At 49.8% G+C, this 19141-nt stretch carries 17 protein-coding genes; 7 read left to right on the forward strand and 10 right to left on the reverse strand.

Annotation, left to right across the window (positions count from 1 at the left end; translation table 11 throughout):
• Window positions 1–175: 175 nt before the first annotated feature.
• From HQ50_RS08540 to HQ50_RS12670, 4 genes are all read right to left on the reverse strand, one after another.
• A complete protein-coding gene (locus HQ50_RS08540; protein ID WP_039429736.1) occupies window positions 176–2869 on the reverse strand; it encodes a transglutaminase domain-containing protein in 2694 nt (897 codons plus the stop codon).
• A gap of 60 nt (window positions 2870–2929) precedes the next feature.
• Window positions 2930–4315 (reverse strand): DNA repair protein RadA, encoded by a 1386-nt coding sequence (gene radA / locus HQ50_RS08545; protein ID WP_039425555.1) that lies wholly within the window; start codon window positions 4313–4315, stop codon window positions 2930–2932.
• Between the two features lie 46 nt (window positions 4316–4361).
• Complete coding sequence (locus tag HQ50_RS08550) at window positions 4362–5285, reverse strand: arginine deiminase family protein (RefSeq protein ID WP_039429740.1); 924 nt, start codon at window positions 5283–5285, stop codon at window positions 4362–4364.
• Between the two features lie 129 nt (window positions 5286–5414).
• Window positions 5415–5564 (reverse strand): DUF1661 domain-containing protein, encoded by a 150-nt coding sequence (locus tag HQ50_RS12670; protein ID WP_369794178.1) that lies wholly within the window; start codon window positions 5562–5564, stop codon window positions 5415–5417.
• Between HQ50_RS12670 and HQ50_RS12675 the strand changes: the two genes are divergently transcribed.
• The 3 genes from HQ50_RS12675 to HQ50_RS08560 all read left to right on the forward strand — a co-directional run bounded on the left by HQ50_RS12675 (window position 5533) and on the right by HQ50_RS08560 (window position 7716).
• Entirely contained in the window at window positions 5533–5628 is a 96-nt protein-coding gene (locus HQ50_RS12675; protein WP_369794179.1) for a DUF1661 domain-containing protein, read from the forward strand. The two genes, HQ50_RS12670 and HQ50_RS12675, sit on opposite strands and share 32 nt — an antisense overlap.
• A gap of 130 nt (window positions 5629–5758) precedes the next feature.
• Complete coding sequence (fsa, locus tag HQ50_RS08555; protein WP_018965075.1) at window positions 5759–6421, forward strand: fructose-6-phosphate aldolase; 663 nt, start codon at window positions 5759–5761, stop codon at window positions 6419–6421.
• The gene (locus tag HQ50_RS08560; RefSeq protein ID WP_039429743.1) at window positions 6418–7716 is read left to right on the forward strand and encodes an exo-beta-N-acetylmuramidase NamZ domain-containing protein; all 1299 of its coding nucleotides are present in this window, start codon (window positions 6418–6420) and stop codon (window positions 7714–7716) included. The genes fsa and HQ50_RS08560 overlap by 4 nt, the downstream gene beginning before the upstream one ends.
• A gap of 79 nt (window positions 7717–7795) precedes the next feature.
• Here the strand turns inward: HQ50_RS08560 and HQ50_RS08565 are convergent, their stop codons facing one another.
• The 4 genes from HQ50_RS08565 to HQ50_RS10395 form a co-directional block, all read right to left on the reverse strand.
• Entirely contained in the window at window positions 7796–10261 is a 2466-nt protein-coding gene (locus HQ50_RS08565; RefSeq protein ID WP_039429747.1) for a M14 family metallopeptidase, read from the reverse strand.
• 281 nt (window positions 10262–10542) lie between these two features.
• The gene (locus HQ50_RS08570; protein ID WP_039429750.1) at window positions 10543–11403 is read right to left on the reverse strand and encodes a head GIN domain-containing protein; all 861 of its coding nucleotides are present in this window, start codon (window positions 11401–11403) and stop codon (window positions 10543–10545) included.
• A gap of 273 nt (window positions 11404–11676) precedes the next feature.
• On the reverse strand, window positions 11677–12534 hold the full coding sequence (locus HQ50_RS08575; RefSeq protein ID WP_039429752.1) for a GIN domain-containing protein: 858 nt from the start codon (window positions 12532–12534) through the stop codon (window positions 11677–11679).
• Window positions 12535–12816: 282 nt separating this feature from the next.
• Window positions 12817–13638, reverse strand: coding sequence for a leucine-rich repeat domain-containing protein (locus HQ50_RS10395; protein WP_235317967.1), 822 nt, complete (start codon window positions 13636–13638; stop codon window positions 12817–12819).
• Window positions 13639–14381: 743 nt separating this feature from the next.
• Here HQ50_RS10395 and HQ50_RS08585 point away from each other — a divergent pair.
• Both HQ50_RS08585 and HQ50_RS08590 read left to right on the forward strand, forming a co-directional pair.
• Entirely contained in the window at window positions 14382–14726 is a 345-nt protein-coding gene (locus tag HQ50_RS08585; protein WP_018965069.1) for a DUF4878 domain-containing protein, read from the forward strand.
• The gene (locus HQ50_RS08590) at window positions 14707–15366 is read left to right on the forward strand and encodes a YiiX/YebB-like N1pC/P60 family cysteine hydrolase (protein ID WP_039429754.1); all 660 of its coding nucleotides are present in this window, start codon (window positions 14707–14709) and stop codon (window positions 15364–15366) included. The genes HQ50_RS08585 and HQ50_RS08590 overlap by 20 nt, the downstream gene beginning before the upstream one ends.
• Window positions 15367–15402: 36 nt before the next feature.
• Here the strand turns inward: HQ50_RS08590 and HQ50_RS08595 are convergent, their stop codons facing one another.
• Window positions 15403–16242: an alpha/beta hydrolase family protein gene (locus HQ50_RS08595; protein ID WP_039429860.1), complete on the reverse strand. Its 840-nt coding sequence runs from the start codon at window positions 16240–16242 to the stop codon at window positions 15403–15405.
• A 165-nt stretch (window positions 16243–16407) separates the two neighbouring features.
• Here HQ50_RS08595 and HQ50_RS08600 point away from each other — a divergent pair, with 165 nt between their 5' ends.
• Window positions 16408–18786, forward strand: a complete 2379-nt coding sequence (locus HQ50_RS08600) for a TonB-dependent receptor (RefSeq protein WP_039429757.1) — start codon at window positions 16408–16410, stop codon at window positions 18784–18786.
• Here the strand turns inward: HQ50_RS08600 and HQ50_RS12680 are convergent.
• Window positions 18770–19000 (reverse strand): DUF1661 domain-containing protein, encoded by a 231-nt coding sequence (locus HQ50_RS12680; RefSeq protein WP_369794181.1) that lies wholly within the window; start codon window positions 18998–19000, stop codon window positions 18770–18772. The two genes, HQ50_RS08600 and HQ50_RS12680, sit on opposite strands and share 17 nt — an antisense overlap.
• Here HQ50_RS12680 and HQ50_RS12685 point away from each other — a divergent pair.
• A complete protein-coding gene (locus HQ50_RS12685; protein ID WP_235290048.1) occupies window positions 18981–19055 on the forward strand; it encodes a DUF1661 domain-containing protein in 75 nt (24 codons plus the stop codon). The genes HQ50_RS12680 and HQ50_RS12685 overlap by 20 nt on opposite strands.
• The last annotated feature ends 86 nt before the right edge of the window (window positions 19056–19141 follow it).

The raw sequence follows: 19141 nt of genomic DNA on the forward strand, positions 1-19141 counted from the left end.
ATTTGTTTAAGTAGTTAAGGTTCGAAGGTCAGGTTGGTTGTCACGATCTTGACAGTCGCAAAATTAACGTTTTTCACCCTATCGAAAGATAGCCCTGGGCGAAAAAGATACTGCCGGCACAGTATCGCGAGGGATGACTGTACCGGCAGCAAACACCGAGCAATGGCGTAGAGGATCAGAGGCGGCGGATCACCTGCATCATCTGCTCGCCCAGACCGATCGTATAGCCCTGACGGACGAATACGACCCGACCGAACGAGTCGGCGATGATGACGATCGGCAGGTTGGTCGCATTGGGCAGGTTCGCAGCCTCCCGTATCATGGCAGCATTGCGGCCTTGTATATCGAGTCCGAATACGGCTGTCTCGGGCAGGGAGGGGAAGTCTGCCGGTTTGTAGCGTTTATATCCGTCGGCATCGGGGAAGAGGAGGATCAGCTTGCGTCCCCACTGCTCGAAGTCGGCTTTCACCTTCTCCAAGTCTTTCAGGGCGTGGTTGGTAGGCTCCTGACCGGCTCCGAGTATGGCCATCGCGAAGTAGCCGCGTCCTGTGGTAGAGAGGAGCGAGCGGTCTTCTGTATGGGAGAGATCGTGATAGAGCTGTTCGGCATTGATGGAGCCGATCACCTGAATGTCGGTCGAGTCGTGTAGCAGTTCGAGTGGCTGGCGAGTAGTCTTGCCTGCTTCTACCGTGAACTTCCTCATGCGGCACAATACGCTGCCGCTGGCCATACGCGTACCGGTAACGAGGAAGTAATGACCTGCATTCATCTCCTTGGGGCGGTCGAAGAGCGTCTTCAGGTCTGTCGGCTCGTTTTCATCATAATAGAGCGTGCGGATGATACCCGAGGGTTGCATCTCGGCCACTGTGAAGCGGCTGTAGTAGTTGGGGTTGGGAGCCAGTGCTGTCGGCGTATAATCCAGTGCGAGCGAACCTTGCTCCTTGAGGGCCGTCTTGCTCTCACGCAGATTCACGTCGCTCCAACGCAGTGGTATCAGCTGCTTGCTGTATTGGATCTTGCCCGTCACCTCATCGTACCGGGCCGGTATGCCCAGCGTGCGCGCCATGGCTACGAAGAAGATTCCCATCGAGCGGAGGTCTGCTCGTTTGGCTCGCCATACACCGGCCGGAGTGATGGTCGTGTACTGTGTGTTGTAGAGGGTATCCAGACGAATATTCGAGCTTACCCAGCGAACCAATTCGGCCGGATCTTGGCGCATGGATTCCTGCTCCTCTGTGGAGAGGATGCCGCGGAGTGCAGGGACGAATGAGCTGAGCATCTCCGTATAGATACGGGGCGATGCCACATAGCGCAGGTGGTGCCGGTACGCTTCACCGCTTGCCGCTTCGGGAGCCGGCTCGGCCATGTCGCGGAAGAGTGCTTTGAGGAGCGACTCCGGCGTGTCGGTCAGGTCCTTGGGCGAAACGGTCTGTAGCAGATCCATTGCTCTTTGGCGTGCTTTCCCGGCTTCTACGGAGCGCAAGAAACCTTCGATGTCGGTATGGTTGCCACGGCTCGTTTGCAAGATGCCTGTCAGTGCAGGTGCATCCACACCCAACTCGGCAGCCAGTGCTGCGGACTGCTCGGCTGTGGCGAATGTGGCTTCGTAGGCTGCGCGAATGGAATCCTCACGCAGGAGACGGGCATCGTTCGTGCTGATCTGCTGCGGAGAGCAGGTCGTGGGGATGGGATCCCCTGCCGGTGGCACGATTTTGAAATCGGCCCATTCGGGCTGTGCTTCGAAGCTGTCCAGTGCGATGGTCAGCGGTTTGCGATCGTCAGCCTTGGACAGGGCATAGCCGAAGAGTCCGTCCTTGGCAGCCCAGATGAGCATGTCGCCTTTACCTACACGGAGGGAAGCCTGCCCTTGGGCATCGGATTGCTTCGTCACCACGGGATAGAACTCCGAATAGTTGTAGATGCAGAAACGAATATCGGCCCCTTCCACCACGGCACCGGAGCGGTCGGTGACTTTGACTTCGATCATTTCCGTCGGGGCATAGTTGTCGATACAGTTGATCTCCGTGTAGTTGGCCGTGCGGAGCAATTTCTCCTCCGGACCTTCGTAGCGGCCGAAGACTCGCGTATGCGTCAGCATGGCGCGGACAACGGAGCTGTTGAACCAAGCATCGTTCAGCTCGGCTGCCGGTTCGCAGGCTCCGATGAAGTGCCATTTGCCGTCTACCCATACCTCCACCCATGCGTGGTTGTCGTCCGTATGTGCCCAACGCGGCGTATAAACCTGTCTGGCCGGAATACCTACCGATCGCAGGGCAGCCACCGTGAAAGTGGATTCCTCTCCGCAGCGTCCGAGGGCATTCTTCACCGTTGCAAGCGGAGAGCGAGTACGCGGGTCGCTGGGGCTGTAGGTAGCCTTCTCGTGGCACCAGTGGTTCACCTCCAGAGCGGCCTCCTTCATGCTCATACCTTTCACTCGCTCTTTCAGTTCGGCATAGAACACCATGCGGCTGCTGTCGAGGTTCTCATTGTTCACGCGTATAGGCAGTACGAAGTGGCGGAAGAGCAGTTCGGGCACTTCCTTACCCCACGACATTTCCTCCCTTGCGCGGAAGCTCTCGCGTACATTCTGCAAGTAGAAGTCGCCCGAGTAGTCCACGATGTCCGGCAGTGTCATGTAGGCATACAGGAACTCCAGTGCTTCGCGCTCTTCGGTACGGAGCGAATCGCGCTCCAGCACTTCGAAGAGATTGCCTTCGGATAGAGCTTCTCGTTTTACTCTCAGATCTTCCTGCACCTGTTTGCGGAAGTCTGCATCGGTGATAAAATGGGTGTCGCTCCCCTTGCATCCTGTGAGCATGAGGGCGACGATCGCAAGTATCCCGATGCGGAATAGTTTGTTCTCTTTCATTATTACTTATATGTTTTTGGAAATTGTAGCTCTCCTTGGCATGTATTCTCTCCGATCTTTCTATTCTCTTCCTTTGGAAAATAGATGGCGAAAGGCTTCCTCCACCTTTCTGACCGGCACGAGTCGAATACCGAAGCGACCGGCATCCTCCTGCCGGAAGTTATCGGCCGGCACCAATATCTCTTTGAACCCTATGCGCCGTGCTTCCGTAATGCGCTGTTCGATGCGACTCACGGGCCGTATCTCTCCGGAGAGTCCGACCTCGCCCGTCATGCATACGGCCGGTGGGATAACGATGTCCAGACTCGATGCCAACACCGCTGAGATGACGGCCAGATCGGTAGCCGGATCCGCTATTTTGATACCTCCGGCAATGTTCAGAAACACATCTTTCTGTATGAGCTTGAAGCCGGCACGTTTCTCCAGTACGGCTAAGAGCATATTCATCCGCCGAATGTCGAAGCCCGTGGCCGAACGCTGCGGATTGGCATAAATGGCCGAGCTGACCAAAGCCTGCGCCTCGATGAGTATCGGGCGAATGCCCTCCATCGCTACGGCTATGGCTATGCCACTGAGGTCTTCCCTGTTGCGTGTGATGAGGTGCTCGCTCGGATTCTCCACGCCACGCAGACCGTCTTGCCGCATCTCGTATATCCCCAGCTCGGAAGTGCTGCCATAGCGGTTCTTCTGCCCTCGAAGTATCCGGTAGAGATGGTGCTTGTCCCCATCGAAAAGGAGCACCGTATCCACTATATGCTCCAGCACCTTCGGTCCGGCTATGCTGCCTTCTTTGGTGATGTGTCCGATGACGATAACGGGGATACCCGTAGTCTTGCAGTATTTGAGCAGCAAGGCGGCACATTCACGGATCTGCCCCACGCTGCCGGCCGAGCTTTCCATTTCCTCGGTATAGACCGTCTGTATAGAGTCTATCACGAGGAGATCGGGTGTGAGTTCTTCTGCACGGGAGAGTATCCTCTCTATATTCGTTTCGCAGTATACGTAGCACTCATTCATGGCTTGCCCCAGTCGTTCGGCGCGCATCTTCAGCTGTCGGGCACTTTCTTCGCCCGACACATAGAGCGTGCGCAACCGGGGCAGACGCAGCACCGTCTGGAGGATAAGCGTGGACTTACCGATCCCCGGCTCACCGCCAAGCAGGACAAATGCTCCCTTGACGATTCCTCCTCCCAATACGCGGTCGAACTCCTCATCGCCGAGGCGGATGCGCTCTTCATCGCCGGACTCCACGTCTTGCAGGAGTCTTGGCCGGTTGTCCTGCTCCCGTGGCATGAAGCTCTTGGCTGCATGCTTGCCCGATACAGGTGCCGACACCTTTTCCTCGTCGATGCAGTTCCATTCTCCACAGGCATTGCAGTTGCCTTGCCATTTGGCGTATTTGGTTCCGCACGAACGGCAGACGTAGATCGTTTTCTCCTTAGCCATGCTTCAGTTGCTGTCGTAGGGTGTGCTATATAGAGAAGAGGTCGATTTATTCGCGCACCAGTGGCATTGTGGAGCAGCGGAGCAGTCCGCCCTGCTTGGAGATCTCCGCGTAGGGCACTTCCTCTACGGTCATCCCCCATGCCTCACGCAGGTGGTTGTTCAGACGGACGAAGTTCCGTTCGCTTATTACTGTGTCGGGACTGATGGAGAATATATTGGTATTCATCATATAGGCTTCTTCGGGCGTAATCTCGAACAGGTTGTCCCGGCCGCCGAATATCTCCGTGATCAGACCGAAGCTCTCAGGGTGCAGGAATCCTTGCCGATAGACTATGGCGCGACCACGGCTTACGGGCTGGAAGGCGCAGTCGAGGTGGAGCACGGAGCGCATAGGATCGGTGTCGTGCTTGATCAGCTCTATCGGTATGATGGTCTTGTGAGGGAAAAATTCGCGGAAGAAGTCCACAGCCCGTGCATTGGTTCGGGCCGTCTTGAAGGAAGGATAATCTTTCTGTAGATAGGTGCCAATGAAAAGGATATCATCATATAGCAGGATGTCTCCCCCTTCGGCATGAATGTCTTCGCTAAGGTGTACCAGATGGCTCTCTCCGACACAATCCCAAATGGGCGAAAAGGCTTCGGACTCGCGGGCACGATCGGCTATCAGGTTCGAGACGAAGAGTTTGTCGTCGATGGCAAAAGCCACATCGCGGGCAAATATCTGGTTGTAGTTTTCTATCGGCTCGGGACGGAGCACCTCTATGCCATGACGTACCAATACATCGAGTACGGCATCCATCTCTATCTTGATATTCTCGTCCGAAGGATAAGTGCCCCGTAGCACGGATTCATAGCTCTTGGCATCGTAAGTATCGGCGAGAGCAGGTGCTCCGCCGGTCGAATCCGGCAACCCCAGTACGACGGTGCGCAAGGGAGCCGTTTCGTTGGTAACGTGTGGTAGTATCTTCATTATTAGGATTGCCTGCAAGGATTAAAAAGGTCAGGCTTCCGACAAAGATAATAAAGAGAACAGAGTATTCCGCGCCGTAACCGGTAATAAATCCGAACCCTATTTTCCTTTTGGGCATAGCCTTTTTTCTTACAAGGGGCTACTCGAACCGATGAAAAGAGTTTCCTGCTGTCGGCAGATTACGAGCCGAAAACGGTCGGATTGTGGTGCGTGTTTTGGCGAAAACACGCGTGACAAATTTTTCGCTTTGGTTCCAAAAATTTTTACTTCTCGCTCCAAAACAAAATTTTTCTCGCGCCACGTTTTTGGGAGCCATATCCCTGTTTTTTCTCGAACGACATAGAGAAAAGCTGTATACCTGCCATCGGTAACTACAGACACATGGCGGACACCTCGGCGTGTAGGCCAAAAATGCCTACCTTTGGGGCAGTTGTAAAAACTAAATATCAATATCTAACAAAGAGGATACAGCGATGAAATTCTTTATCGACACAGCTAATTTGGATCAGATTCGCGAGGCGAACGACATGGGTGTCTTGGACGGCGTTACTACCAATCCGTCTCTGATGGCGAAAGAGGGTATTAGTGGGAAGGATAATTGCATGAGGCACTACTTGGCTATCTGTGAGATCGTCGATGGAGATGTGAGTGCCGAAGTGATAGCTACGGACTACGAAGGTATGATTCGCGAGGGCGAGGAGTTGGCCGCTCTGCATCCGCAGATCGTGGTTAAGGTGCCTTGCACGGCCGAAGGTATCAAGGCTATCAAATACTTCAGCGATAAGGGTATTCGTACCAACTGTACGCTCGTCTTTACCGTAGGCCAGGCCCTGCTCGCCGCCAAAGCCGGAGCTTCGTATGTGTCGCCGTTCGTCGGCCGATTGGACGACATCGCCAGCGATGGCGTCAAGCTGGTGGAGAATATCGTAGCGATGTTCGGATTCTATCGTTACGAGACGGAGGTACTTGCTGCCAGCATCCGCCATACGCAGCACATTATTCAGTGCCTCGAAGCCGGTGCCGATGTGGCTACCTGTCCGCTCAACGCCATCAAGGGTCTGCTCAAGCACCCTCTTACGGATAGTGGATTGAAAGCTTTCTTGGAAGATCATCGAAGAGTAAACGAAGGCAAATGATCCCTCGCTTTTCCCGGAAATATTCTATCGTATTAGCCTGCATCAGCGGGCTAATGTCGTTTTCGGCCTATACCGGTTGCCAAGTTGCAGGGGCAGCGCATTCATCGAGGAGTGAGGAGGTCGGGAGTCAGACTGCTGATTCGGAGCCGGAGATTTCAGTGCCAACTCCGGGAGAGGAGGTGCGAGTGGTTGTCGGTGCGGAGAGGACAGAGCTGCTCCTGCCTCTTCTCAGAGGCAAGCGCGTGGCATTGGTGGCTAATGCTACGAGCGTAGTGGGGATGGAACGTGAACATCTTCTTGACAATCTGCTTCGGCAGGGAGTCAATATCGTCAAGGTCTTAGGGCCTGAACACGGCTTCCGTGGAGATGCCGATGCCGGGGCAGCGGTCAAGGATGAACGGGATGTCAGGACGGGAATCCCTATCGTTTCGCTCTACGGCAAAAATAAGAAGCCTACTCCTCGAATGTTGGCCGACGTCGATGTGCTGCTATTCGATATGCAGGATGTCGGCACTCGCTTCTTTACTTATATCAGTACGCTGCACTATGTGATGGAAGCTTGTGCCGAGGAGCAGAAAAAGCTGATCGTTACCGATCGGCCTAATCCGAACGACTATGTGGATGGTCCCATCTTGCAAGATGATTGCCGTTCGTTTGTCGGAGTGGATCCGCTGCCTATTCTTCATGGACTGACGATAGGAGAGCTGGCCGATATGATCAACGGCGAGGGCTGGCTGGGCAGGAAGGGAATGAAGTGCGATCTGACAGTGGTTCCGATGCTGGGCTGGAAGCATGGACAGGAGTACACCTTGCCGGTGAAGCCGAGTCCCAATCTGCCGACGGCCAATGCCATAGCTTGGTATCCTTCGCTCTGCCTGTTCGAGGCTACGATCATGAGTGTCGGGCGAGGTACGGATTTCCCTTTTGAAGTTTTGGGTTATCCGAATAAAAGGTTCGGGTCTTTTGTTTTCGTCCCACGACCTATTCGCGGTATGGATAGTGATCCTCTCTATAAAGGAAGAAGCTGTTACGGAGTGGATCTCCGGAGTGAAAAAGCTCCGCAGGGCTTGTCTCTACAGCTGCTGATCCGTTACTATCGGACTGCTCAGCAGGAGGGGATAAAATTGGTAAACAGGAGACAGATGTTCAACCTTCTGGCCGGAACGAAAGAGTTGGCTCAGCAGATCGAAAAAGGCTGGACAGAGGAGCGGATCAGAGCCTCATGGCAACCGGATCTCGACAAATACCGCAAAATGCGAAAGAAGTATCTGCTCTACCCTACATCGGCCGAATAATGCCGGATATGTTCACACGAAGACAAAAGAAAAGGGATGCCCGGCCGGGCATCCCTTTCTCGTATGGAGGCTTTTCGGATTATCCGATATGGATCTTTTCCGTGCGAGTCGCTTTCTTCGTCTTGATGCTGATGGTGTAGATACCTTCAGACAGTGCTGACAGATCTATCGTCGAGCGAAGCTCGTTGGGGTTGGTTTTGAGCACAGTTCGTCCGTTAATATCGTAGAGAACAATCGCTTTGATAGGAGTGTTAGCCTCTATGACGATTTGCTTCGTTCCGTTTTGCGGACGGATGATGATACCGGTTTTCGCCACTACGTCCTGAATGGCGTCGTTAACGATAACCTCGATGTAGTCTTCTGCTTTCTTTACATTGCTTCCGCCCTCGTTGGTAGCCGTCAGCTGTACATCGTACTTACCTGTTTCATTGTAGGTGATCACCGGATTTTGCTCTGTACTGGTGGCAGGAGAACCGCCTTCGAACACCCAAAGCCACGATGTGGGATTGTTCGTGGAAAGGTCTTTGAAAGAAACTGTCTCTCCTTTCTTTATTTTTCGAGGCGTTCCTTCGAAGTTGGCTACCGGAGCAGGGACCGGAGCTTTCTTGACCTTGATGTATTTGGGCTTCTTCTTCACTGTTTCACCGGAAGGATTGATGGCCTTGAGGGTTACATCATATTGGCCGGCTTTGCTGTAAAGCACAGTCGGGTTTTCTTCTTCACTGGTAGCGGGAGTGCCGCCATCGAATATCCATACGTAGTTGGTAGCATTGGTGGATTGGTTTTGGAAAGATACCGTCTGACCCTCTTCTATTTCCGTCGGGGTACCGACGAATTCAGCTACAGGCATAACGACATTGACAGTAATGAATTTTTCTTTCGTAATCGTGTTGGAACCACTTGTATTCCACACTTTGAGCGTAACATCGTACTGACCGGGATGATTATAGGACACGAGCGGATTCTGCTCTGTACTCATGGCAGGCTGTCCGCCTTCAAACGTCCACTCCCAATTCGTGGGGTTATTTGTCGTTAGATCCTGGAATTGGACGGTTTCGCCTACCGAGATGGTCATAGGAGAAGCAGTGAAATCAGGTACGGGCAGAGGAGCCGAGTTACCCAATGCAACGTCCATGATGACGGTCTCTTTGTCTTTGATAGTAATGGTACGGGTCGCTTCAGGATAACCCTCGGCTTTGTATTTCACCGTATAAGTACCGGCTTTGATAGGACGTGCGTAGTAGCCCGTGGTAGCGTCCGAATATACATCGGAGTTGCGCTTGTCATGGTTTTCTATCATGATCTGGCATTTGAGAGGCTGTCCGTTCGCGGCGGAAGTCACTGTACCATGTATCCCGTACATAGCCTCTTCGATCAATGCGAGCAGTGCTTCCTTGTTGTAGTTCCAATACTTTGGAAGTTGAGAGGCCGGCACCAATTTGGTGTCACTGATTTCAAGGGTAATTTCTCGCAGGCGATGGAAATAGTTCGCATTGTCCTGACGGCTTCCTCGAATCATATACCAGTCTGAACCGTTGATGATTCCCGAATTGGTTTCGGAGGTCATGTAGCCGGGGGAAATACTCTGACAAGCGGCTGCGTAGTTGCGACTGATCAGTTTGTACCACTCATCGTCTGCATGTCTTTCTTTTTTATTATCCCATGGATAGTTTACCACCTCAGTACCGCCATGTATATTGGTGCCAAGAACAAAAGGAACCCTCGCTTCCAAATCCATGAATGCGATTGCCTCCGGCTGCCAGGGTTTTCCATCGGGGTGATCGCCGGCTACATCATCCTTGAAGTTACGGTTCAAATCGACATTGTTTGCATTGTAGCGAGTAGCACCCTGGACTGTATGATTTCCTTTTCTGTATGCTCCGTCGGGGTTGGTCAAAGGGCAGATCCATACTTCCGTTTTATCCAGAATGTTCTTAATCCTCGGATCGGATTCGTAGTTCGACAGCAGATGGTCTATGAGTCGGAGCAGTACCACATATCCGGTCGTTTCGTCTCCGTGCATCGTAGAAGTATAGAGCACGCGAGGCTTTTTCCCTGTATTGGCAGAGGACGTCAGCTTGCAAATCATCAGTTTACGATCCTTCACGGACTTGCCAATGACGGAAGTAGTACAAAGTGATGGATACTTTGTTTGGAACTCTTCCATCATGCTGATATAGGCTTCATAGGTGGGGTAAGCATTCCATTCGTATTTTTCTCCTGAGCGGTAGTCGAACATCTCGACAGCGCGCTGCATGGATGGAGGAGTCAAGAATGTAGGCTTGAGCCCATAGCGCAGGAATGCCTCGAACTCCTCTTCGCTGGCATAGGCAATGGCTTCATTGGTTACGGGGTCAAACTCGTCGATGGACATGATCAGAGCCAGCTCTTGTAGAACGGCCCTATCAGACACTTTGAATGAGAAGTAGGCTTCGCCCCGTTCTTCAAAATTGAAATAATCTTTGGCCTGTTGTGCATGCATGCTGCCGATGAAAGTCAGCAAGGCAACAAAAATGCCAAGAAACAAAAAGTTCTTTTTCTTCATAAATAGGATAATTATAGTTGTTGTTTATATGCTCCCGGTATCCTTTTGCGGGAAAAAGGTGCTTATATTTAGCACAAAGCTATGGCATTGCGGAGCATTTTTTCTGGCTAAGTTGAGTCGCAAAGATAAAAATATTCTTATCCCATTATCCTTTTAAGTCCTAAAATCGATCGCTATCCTATCCGAATGAAGCAAGGGCGAGAATACTCTCCGAAGGAGTACCTCGCCCTATTGCTGCTCGCGTCTATGAAAAGTTCTAAACTATGGTGCTATTATTTCCTTCAAGGGACTGTGCTAAAAGAGGAAGAGCGACTGACCCGGTACACACCGATCGCAGGCCGACCATAGCATACGAAACCGGCCGATCCTGACAGGTTGATATCCAATTTTTCGGCAACTGCGAGTTTACCATCGCCACTACCATGGATCCTCACGTCGGCTTGGCGAGCAAGGAGATGGCGACACTCGAGGTCTCCGCTTCCATTGCATTGGAGTGCAGCATAAGCCGTCTCCCCTTTTATCTTGACATCTCCGCTTCCGCTGAGATTGGCCCGAACACTTTGAGGAAGGCCCAGCGAAACGTCTATGTCACCCGAACCGGTCAGAGAAAGGACAGCATTCATACCGGTAAAGATTTTGCCCCGCACATCGCCGCTTCCCCTAAGACTGATGTCTAGATCGTTAGCTATCGTAGCATTGGCAAAAGTGATGTCGCCGCTTCCGAACAGTCCGATTCGCAGGGATGGCTGGCGGAACAAACCGGAGAAAATAATGTCGCCGCTTCCGTGCAACTCTGCTTCTGTGAGATGTGGAGTAGTCACTCTGATTCGGACACCCTTATTAATGGAGATAGATGCCGTCGATTTCATTTTGATGATGAGCACACCATCTTCTACCGCGGTCACTACCAGCGGTAGGATGTTGGACTCTGCTTCTACTGTCAGGGGCTGCGCCGATGGCCCTTGCTGTACCTTTACCTCCATGCTACCCTTGACAATAAGCCGATCGAATCGGTCTATATGTCGCTCTTCTATCTGTACTTTTTTATTACCCTTGATGCGTTTCCATGACAGGAACTGAGCAGAAGCAAAGCTGAAGCTTGCTGCCGTCATCAGAAGAAAGAGAAGTCTTTTTGTCCACATGATCAATTAGTTTTTAGTTAGTCGTTCTATGAGTAAGACGAACAAGTCCTCGAAATGTTACATCCCGGGCCGCTTTTTCTCAATCTCTCATCCGAACACAAGCAAAAAGATTACGTCCAAAAGGGGAAAATCATTCCTTCTTCATTCTCATCATGAACTAAACACAAAAAGAAGAGTCAGGAAGCAAAAACTGCAACCTGACTCTTTCCGGCTCTTCGTCCTTACCCTAATCTAGCGAGGGCGTAAGTAGCTATTGGGCTAAGAGGTAACGACTTACGATTGCATCCTGAATGAAGAGGAGCGCCCGATTTTGTAAGAGCCAATCTTGGCCTTTCCATGGCAGGTGAAGCCGGCGGATCCTGATAGATTGACGCTGATTTTCTTGGTCACACTAAGGCGGCCACCGCCGCTTCCGCTCATTTTTATATCGGCATGGTCTGTCGTCAGGCTCTGGCAGTCGAACATTCCGCTTCCTGAACTCCTAAGCGTCGTGTTCGAAGCTTTTCCGGTGAGCTGAATACCTCCGCTACCTTTCATATTAGCCCGAATCGTCTTGGTGTCACCGACGGAAAGGATGATATTACCGGATCCTTTCAGGTTCATGCGTATGTCCTTATAGGCAAAAATGCTGCCGCGAAGGTCGCCACTGCCATTGACCGTGATGTCCAACTGCTCCACTTTTGTGTCGATGAAGTTTATGCTTCCGCTTCCATTAAGGGTCGCTTCGAGGGAGGATTGGTCAAAGCCCGATCCGAAAATCAAATTGCCGCTACCGTCCAGCGTAATCGTTTTTAGCTCCGGCACGCTGATAATGACCCGTACTGGTCCATTGGGCGATATGGAACGTCTTTTCTCGAATTCGATGTATAGGATCCCTTTCTTTACACTCGTTTTGATCAGGGGAACGATATTCGATTCGGCTTCTATGCGGAGGGGTGCTTGTATCGAAGAGTATTTGATCTGAATGTCGATACTGCCCGATGCGAAAAGGCCGTTGAAAGCTTCTGCCAAACGATCTTCCGTTACGACTTGCTCGTTCCCTTTGACACGCTTTTGAAGGTCAAGTCCCAGCGAGGCCTGCATGGCGCATAGCGCAATGATCGCCAATAGAAAAAATCTTTTTGTCTTCATAATTGACTGTTTTAAGTTGATGATTCTGTTCGATCGGCACACATATGATTGCATATTCGCACCATCCGACAGGTTCTCGTCTCTTGTGTTTAAACAGAATTCACTTGGTTAAGTTCCTATTGTGAAAATTTAGGCTATAGAGCTTATAAACTCCTGATTGAATTGGCCAAATAAATCTACGGAATGAAAATTAAAAGACAAAATCAAACGCCAGAAATAGAAAGAAATCATCTAGATATTCTCAAAATAAGCGTATCACTTATTTCTGTGTTATGTTTTGTATTAATGTATCGCCACCTTTTTTAAGACCTTATCTGTTTTCAACAGATAGGTCCCAGAGGGGAGAAAACTCACATCAATACTTGTACACAAGCTGTTAAGGTCTATTTCCAGTAGCAACTTACCAGTCATATCATATAGAAAAACCGTTTTCCCTATAAATTCTTCTGCGACCTCTACCTTCAATGTACCTTTAGCAGGAATTGGATAAACTTCAAATAAGCTTGCAGGCAAATCAGATAAACTGGAAGCAGGCAGAGGTTCAATTGTCTTGAATTTACTCCATGGTTCTGTTGTTTTGTATGCATGAAGGCTTTTTTCCGGAACCCTCAGAGGGGCTGTTTGGAGAGTATGCCAATAAAAAAAATAAATTTTTGCCTCTGGGGGCACAAGTGCATATGATTCTACCTCCTGAATAGGACACATTGCAAAAGCACTTTCTTCTATTAGTTTTAATGATTCAGGAAGTGTAACGGAGGTTAAGCCAGTCCCATAGAAAGCCATTTTGCCAATTTTTGTTAATGATTTTGGCAGATCAACCCTTGTTAGATCTGAACAAAAATGGAAAGCAGACGCTCCAATCGTCGTAATAGAGTTAGGTAAATCAATGTCTGTTAGTTCGGAGCAAAGAAAAAATGACCTATCTCCTATTGTTTGCAGAGCAGGAGGAAAGGCAACACTTTTCAAATTACTACACATGTTAAAAGCATACTCTTGAATTGATATCAGAGAAAGGGATAGAGTTATGCTTGTTAGACTGTTTTTTAGATTGAATGCTCTATCTCCTATTATCTGAACTCTTGAGAGTTTGGGATCCGCTGTCATATCAATACTTGTCTCTGAGCCAAGCCACTTAATAAGGATAGTGCCATCTTCAGAGAGTTTGTAACTGTTACTAGGATAGGGTTGGGCGGAAAGTCTGCAAATGGATAAAAGTACTACAGATGCCATTAGCCATGCAGATCTGAAAGAACGTAATTGTGTAAATCTCATTGTTAAATCATTATTAAAGAGCTAAATAATATTTGTGTCCCACAAAGGTAAAAAATGAATTTATTCAATTGCATTGACAGAGAATTTTAGTCAACAATTCTGTTTTAGTTAACTGCTCATAATTGCATATTTATATCATTCGACTCTGCCACCAAGTAGTTTAAACAAAACCAAAGTGATTAATTTCTCTATTCGGATACGTCCGATACGAAAGCTCTACGCCCCTTCGGTGTCGTCCGGGAGACGAAAAAGAGCAAAGGGGAAAGGGAACAGTTCATTTTTCCTTTTCATGCGCCGAAAAACAATCGAAATACATCCCTAAAAATATGGCTTGGTAGTTTTTTGAAAGTCGCGCCAAAAGGAAAAAATTCCCGAGCGTAAACGTTTTTGTTTTGGTTCGATTTTTCAGATTTTTTGGAACCATATTTCACTTGATTTTGCCTCCACTTTCTAGCTGCCTCATCTTGCCTTCCGGACTTTTCCGGACGATCATTAAGTTCCACCTCGAGTACGGAGATAGGGATATTTCCTACCTTTGTTAGGAAACTAACACTAAGAACATAGCGTATTAGAATATGAAAACTTGGAAAATCGGAGCGGCATTACTTGCCGCTGCCCTCATGGCCGGCTGTTCTTCCTCCGGCCCGAAAGATGCTGTAAAGAACTTTTCGGAGAACATGGCCAAACAGAAATATGAAGAGGCCAAGAAGTATTGTACGGAACGCACAAATAAACTTGTCGATCTGTATAGTGCTTTGGGCGGAGAAGCCAAACCGAACTACAAATTCACCTTCATCAAGGATAGCATTGTTAACAAGGAAGCTTGGGTCACCTATCTGGATTTCGAAGATGATACAACCACGGTGCATGTGGTGAATATCGACAACAAATGGCTTGTCGATGAAGCGATCGGGAAATAAGCCTCCCTTCGGATTTACAGTTTTGCATCTTAACGCATTCGTTACCCGATGCATTCTCTCCCTTTCTTTCCTGCTCTGTCTGAGTGCATGCTCACAGGGCAGGAAGGAAAGGCTTTTTGTACCTGCCTTCCCCGAGGAAACGGATTTGCGCGATGGCGACCTCATTTGTCGCTTAGGCACTTCGTGGTATTCTGGTCTTTTCAGGAAAAAGGCTTCTTCGGCACAAGAATATAGCCATATCGGCATCATTCTTTATACCGGTACGGATAGTTGTTCGGTAATCCATACCGAAGAAGATCCGAGCAGTGGACATGGGGGAGTCGCCTTGGAATCCCTTTCGTCATTCCTTGCACATTCGCGGCGTGCAGGTATCTATCGTCTCCATCTTCCTGATTCCGTCCTGTCGCACTTTGTCAGAGCTGCTCTCGACTATCGCGAACGTCAAGTTCCTTTCGATTTTGCTTTTGACTCGGCCTCCGATGCCGAGCTGTACTGTAGCGAATTAGTGGCTGCCGCTTTGCTCAAAGCGGATTCTCTGCTGCCGATTCGTCCTTCCACCTCTGTAGCAGGGCGGCGTGTCTATTCTTTGGACGATCTTCTTCTGTTCCCCGGTACGGAGTGCATTGCTCTCACGAATTGAGAGGCAGTGGGCTTTGCCAATATCCTTTTTTTGACCTTATTCTACCTGCTGTTCGCTGTACCGGCGGAAGTATTTTTCGAAAAATAAGATCTGATAATCTATGGCATTGTGCCAATAGGCTCTGTTGTGCCCTCCCGGGCGGATGGTAAAATCATGATCGATTTGCCTTGTCAAAAGCGAAGCATGCAGCTCTTTGTTGACATCCAGAAAGAAATCCTCCACTCCGCAATCTATTAGGATAGCAAGTGCTTCGCTTCTCAAACTGTCGAGGTTGTTGATCACAGTGTACTCATCCCATAGCTTCGGATTCTCGGCCAAAGAGCCAAGCCGTCTGCTTATCTCCCAGTTTTTCGGGAAAGGACGAATATCTGCACATCCGCTCATGCTGCCACAGGCTCCGAACGTCTCCTGATGCCGAAAGGCAATCCATAAGGCTCCGTGCCCACCCATGCTGAGTCCGGTGATGGCACGACCCTCTCTGTCGGTAACGGTCTTGTAATGGAGGTCTACATATTCGACCAGCTCGGAAGCGACAAACGTCTCGTAACGGAATGCCGGATCGATCGGACTATCCCAATACCAGCTGTTCCAGGCATCGGGGCATACGAAGATGATACCTTTTTGGTCTGCTATCTGAGGGAGATCGGGCTTTATATTGATCCACGTTTCGGCATTTCCTCCATAACCATGCAGCAGGTACACCACGGGGCAATCTCCCCCCTCGCTCGCCAAGGCTATATCCGGAAGTATTACGAGTACCGGAATCTCCTTATTCATTGAAGGGCTCCGTACCGCCAGCCTTTCCACACAAGCTGCAAATCCCTGAGCGATCGATACCGATAACAGTATGACGATCTGTAGTATTCTGTTTTTCATTCCTTCTGTTTTGCCTCTGTATTGTCTTATCCTTCCGTCTTTCTTGTTCATCACAAAGGTATTTAATTGCTCACCTATTTATCTGAAAATACAGATTCGTACTACGTTCGACTTATTTGGCATATCTTTTTCTTTTAGTTTTGTAGCTATTCAATATTTCAATTTATGAAAAGAGTTCTCATTTTTCTTTTTCTTTTGAGCTCTGTCGTTTCGATGCTCATAGCACAGCAAGTCCATCAGTTACGGGGGACTGTGATCGACAAATCGAGTAGAAAACCGCTGGAGTATGTCAATGTGATTATTTTAGGCCTGAGCAAAGGTGCCATCACCGATGCCGAGGGCAAGTTTACGATCGAGAATGTTCCTCCCGGCATCTATTCTCTGCAGGTTACGGCCGTAGGCTACATTTCGGTTGTTACGCCGGAATACATGTTGTCCAACAAAGATCTGAATATCTCTGTGGAGATGGAAGAGGATTTGACCGAGCTTAAGAGTATCACCGTGACGGCATCGACTTTCCGCCGTAGTGCGGAAAGCCCTGTCAGCCTGCGAGTCATCGGATTGCAGGAGATCGAGAAAAGCCCCGGAGCCAACAGGGATATTTCCCGTGTGGTACAGTCGTATCCCGGCGTTGCCTTCTCTCCCATAGGTTATCGCAACGATCTCATTGTTCGTGGAGGTGCTCCTTCGGAAAATCGCTACTACCTCGACGGAGTGGAAATTCCCAATATCAATCACTTCAGCACGCAGGGAGCTTCCGGAGGACCGGTCGGAATCCTGAATGCAGACCTGATTCGGGAAGTGAAATTCTATACCGGTGCCTTCCCTGCTGAGCGCAGCAATGCCCTCAGCTCGGTTCTGGACTTCAGGCTTCGAGATGGAGAGCTGGATGCCAATTCCATCAAAGCAACAGTCGGAGCATCGGAGGTTTCTCTGGCTTCCACCGGATATATCGGACAGAAGACATCCTATCTCGTTTCTGTTCGGCAATCCTACCTCCAGTTCCTGTTCGATGCGCTCGGCCTGCCTTTCTTGCCGACCTTTACCGATGCTCAATTCAAACTCAAAACCCGCTTTGATGCTACACACGAGCTTACTGTATTGGGACTGGGAGGCTTGGATAATATGAAGCTCAATACTGATGCCGATAGCGAGCAGAATGAGTATATCCTGAGCTATTTCCCTAAAATCCAGCAAAAAACATTCACCTTGGGTGCCGTCTATCGCCACTATGCAGGGGTGCACATCCGATCTGCGATTCTCAGCCACAGCTACATGAACAATCGGAATACGAAATACTGGCAGAACGACGAAAGCTCTCCGGAGAATCTGATGCTTCGTCTGCGCTCCTCCGAGCAGGAGACGAAATTCCGTTTCGAGAATCTGACCACACTGCGAAAATGGAAGATCAACTTCGGTGCCAATTTGGAACACAGCCATTACACGAATACTACCTTCCAGCGCGTATTTACCGGCCAGGCACAAACCTATTACTACGATACGAACCTCAACTTTGTTCGCTGGGGGCTTTTCGGTACGGTCAGTTCGACGATGATGGGCGGACGCGTTTCAGCTTCATTCGGTTTGAGAACCGATGCCAACAACTATTCATCTTTGATGAACGACCTGACCAAACAGCTATCGCCTCGCCTCTCTCTGTCGTACAACCTGACACGCGAACTGTCGTTGAGCGGCAATGCAGGCATATTCTACCAATTGCCTGCATACACGGCTTTGGGATTCAAGGACAAGACGGGAGAATATGCCAATAAGAGCAGCTTGCGCTACATGAAAGTCAGTCAGGGAACACTCGGACTTAGCTGGCGAAAAGGCAATGCCCTCGAAGTTTCGATGGAGGGCTTCTACAAAGGTTATAACCGCATGCCTCTCTCGGTTGTAGACGGTATTCCGCTCAACTGCAAAGGCAATGACTACGGAGTCGTCGGCAATGAACAACTGGTCTCTACTGCTGAAGGACGTTCATATGGAGCGGAACTGATGATGAAGTGGATCATAGCTAAGAAACTGAATCTGGCCTCCTCCTTTACTCTCTTCAAGAGCGAATACCGCAATGATGCTACCGCGGCATATCTTCCTTCTGCGTGGGACAGCCGCTACATCTTCAACCTCCGAGGTACCTATACTCTTCCCTATGACTGGAGCATAGGTATGAAAGTGAGTTGTATCGGAGGTGCGCCCTATACTCCATACGATGAGGAGAAATCCTCTCTTGTATCGGCCTGGAATGCTCAGGGCAAACCTTACTTCGACTATTCGCGATACAATCAGGAGCGTCTTCGCCCTTTCGGTCAGGTCGATATACGTATAGACAAGATGTTCTATTGGGATAAGTGTACCCTCGGTCTCTATCTCGATTTGCAGAATGTAACGGTCAGCAAGCTCAAGCAACCGGATGTACTCCTAAGTACGGGCATCATTGATAACCCCGATGCACCTCTCGCAGAACAACGATATAAAATGAAATGGCTCAAACAGTCAACCGGCGTCCTGCTACCCACTTTGGGTATCACGTTCCAGTACTAAGAGCGGTGAGCTTGTTCTGTGGAAGAGTCGCCTTATTCGGATAACCATAGTACAGCGTGCACGGCCTGAAAGCATCATAGCTTTCCATTGATCCGGTATCCCGGCCTACAACCTGTGATGAAGGAAACACGAACCAAAAATGCTCCGATTGTCGTCCGTGTTTTCCGGAAAAACGGCGCGAGATTTTTTTCGTTTTGGCGCGAGAACTTTTCACTTCTCGCGCCAAAACAGAAAAGTTTACGCGCCGCATTTTGTGGGACTATAAGTGAGATAATTTCGGCGCGGGAGCCGACCGGAATAGAGATAAAGCGTCCTGCAATTCGGGGCAAGTTTGTGCCGGAAGATGGCAATGCCT

Source organism: Porphyromonas sp. COT-052 OH4946 (assembly GCF_000765965.1).
GTDB classification, from domain to species: domain Bacteria; phylum Bacteroidota; class Bacteroidia; order Bacteroidales; family Porphyromonadaceae; genus Porphyromonas; species Porphyromonas gulae.

Bases quoted from the DNA above. Each gene is read 5' to 3' on its own strand.
- HQ50_RS10395 (WP_235317967.1), bottom strand. From the start codon at position 13,638: ATGACAGCGGATCCCAAACTCTCAAGAGTTCAGATAATAGGAGATAGA.
- fsa (WP_018965075.1), top strand. From the start codon at position 5,759: ATGAAATTCTTTATCGACACAGCTAATTTGGATCAGATTCGCGAGGCG.
- HQ50_RS08585 (WP_018965069.1), top strand. From the start codon at position 14,382: ATGAAAACTTGGAAAATCGGAGCGGCATTACTTGCCGCTGCCCTCATG.
- HQ50_RS08570 (WP_039429750.1), bottom strand. From the start codon at position 11,403: ATGTGGACAAAAAGACTTCTCTTTCTTCTGATGACGGCAGCAAGCTTC.
- HQ50_RS08540 (WP_039429736.1), bottom strand. From the start codon at position 2,869: ATGAAAGAGAACAAACTATTCCGCATCGGGATACTTGCGATCGTCGCC.
- HQ50_RS08560 (WP_039429743.1), top strand. From the start codon at position 6,418: ATGATCCCTCGCTTTTCCCGGAAATATTCTATCGTATTAGCCTGCATC.
- HQ50_RS08550 (WP_039429740.1), bottom strand. From the start codon at position 5,285: ATGAAGATACTACCACACGTTACCAACGAAACGGCTCCCTTGCGCACC.
- HQ50_RS08590 (WP_039429754.1), top strand. From the start codon at position 14,707: ATGAAGCGATCGGGAAATAAGCCTCCCTTCGGATTTACAGTTTTGCAT.
- HQ50_RS08575 (WP_039429752.1), bottom strand. From the start codon at position 12,534: ATGAAGACAAAAAGATTTTTTCTATTGGCGATCATTGCGCTATGCGCC.
- radA (WP_039425555.1), bottom strand. From the start codon at position 4,315: ATGGCTAAGGAGAAAACGATCTACGTCTGCCGTTCGTGCGGAACCAAA.
- HQ50_RS08595 (WP_039429860.1), bottom strand. From the start codon at position 16,242: ATGAAAAACAGAATACTACAGATCGTCATACTGTTATCGGTATCGATC.
- HQ50_RS08600 (WP_039429757.1), top strand. From the start codon at position 16,408: ATGAAAAGAGTTCTCATTTTTCTTTTTCTTTTGAGCTCTGTCGTTTCG.
- HQ50_RS08565 (WP_039429747.1), bottom strand. From the start codon at position 10,261: ATGAAGAAAAAGAACTTTTTGTTTCTTGGCATTTTTGTTGCCTTGCTG.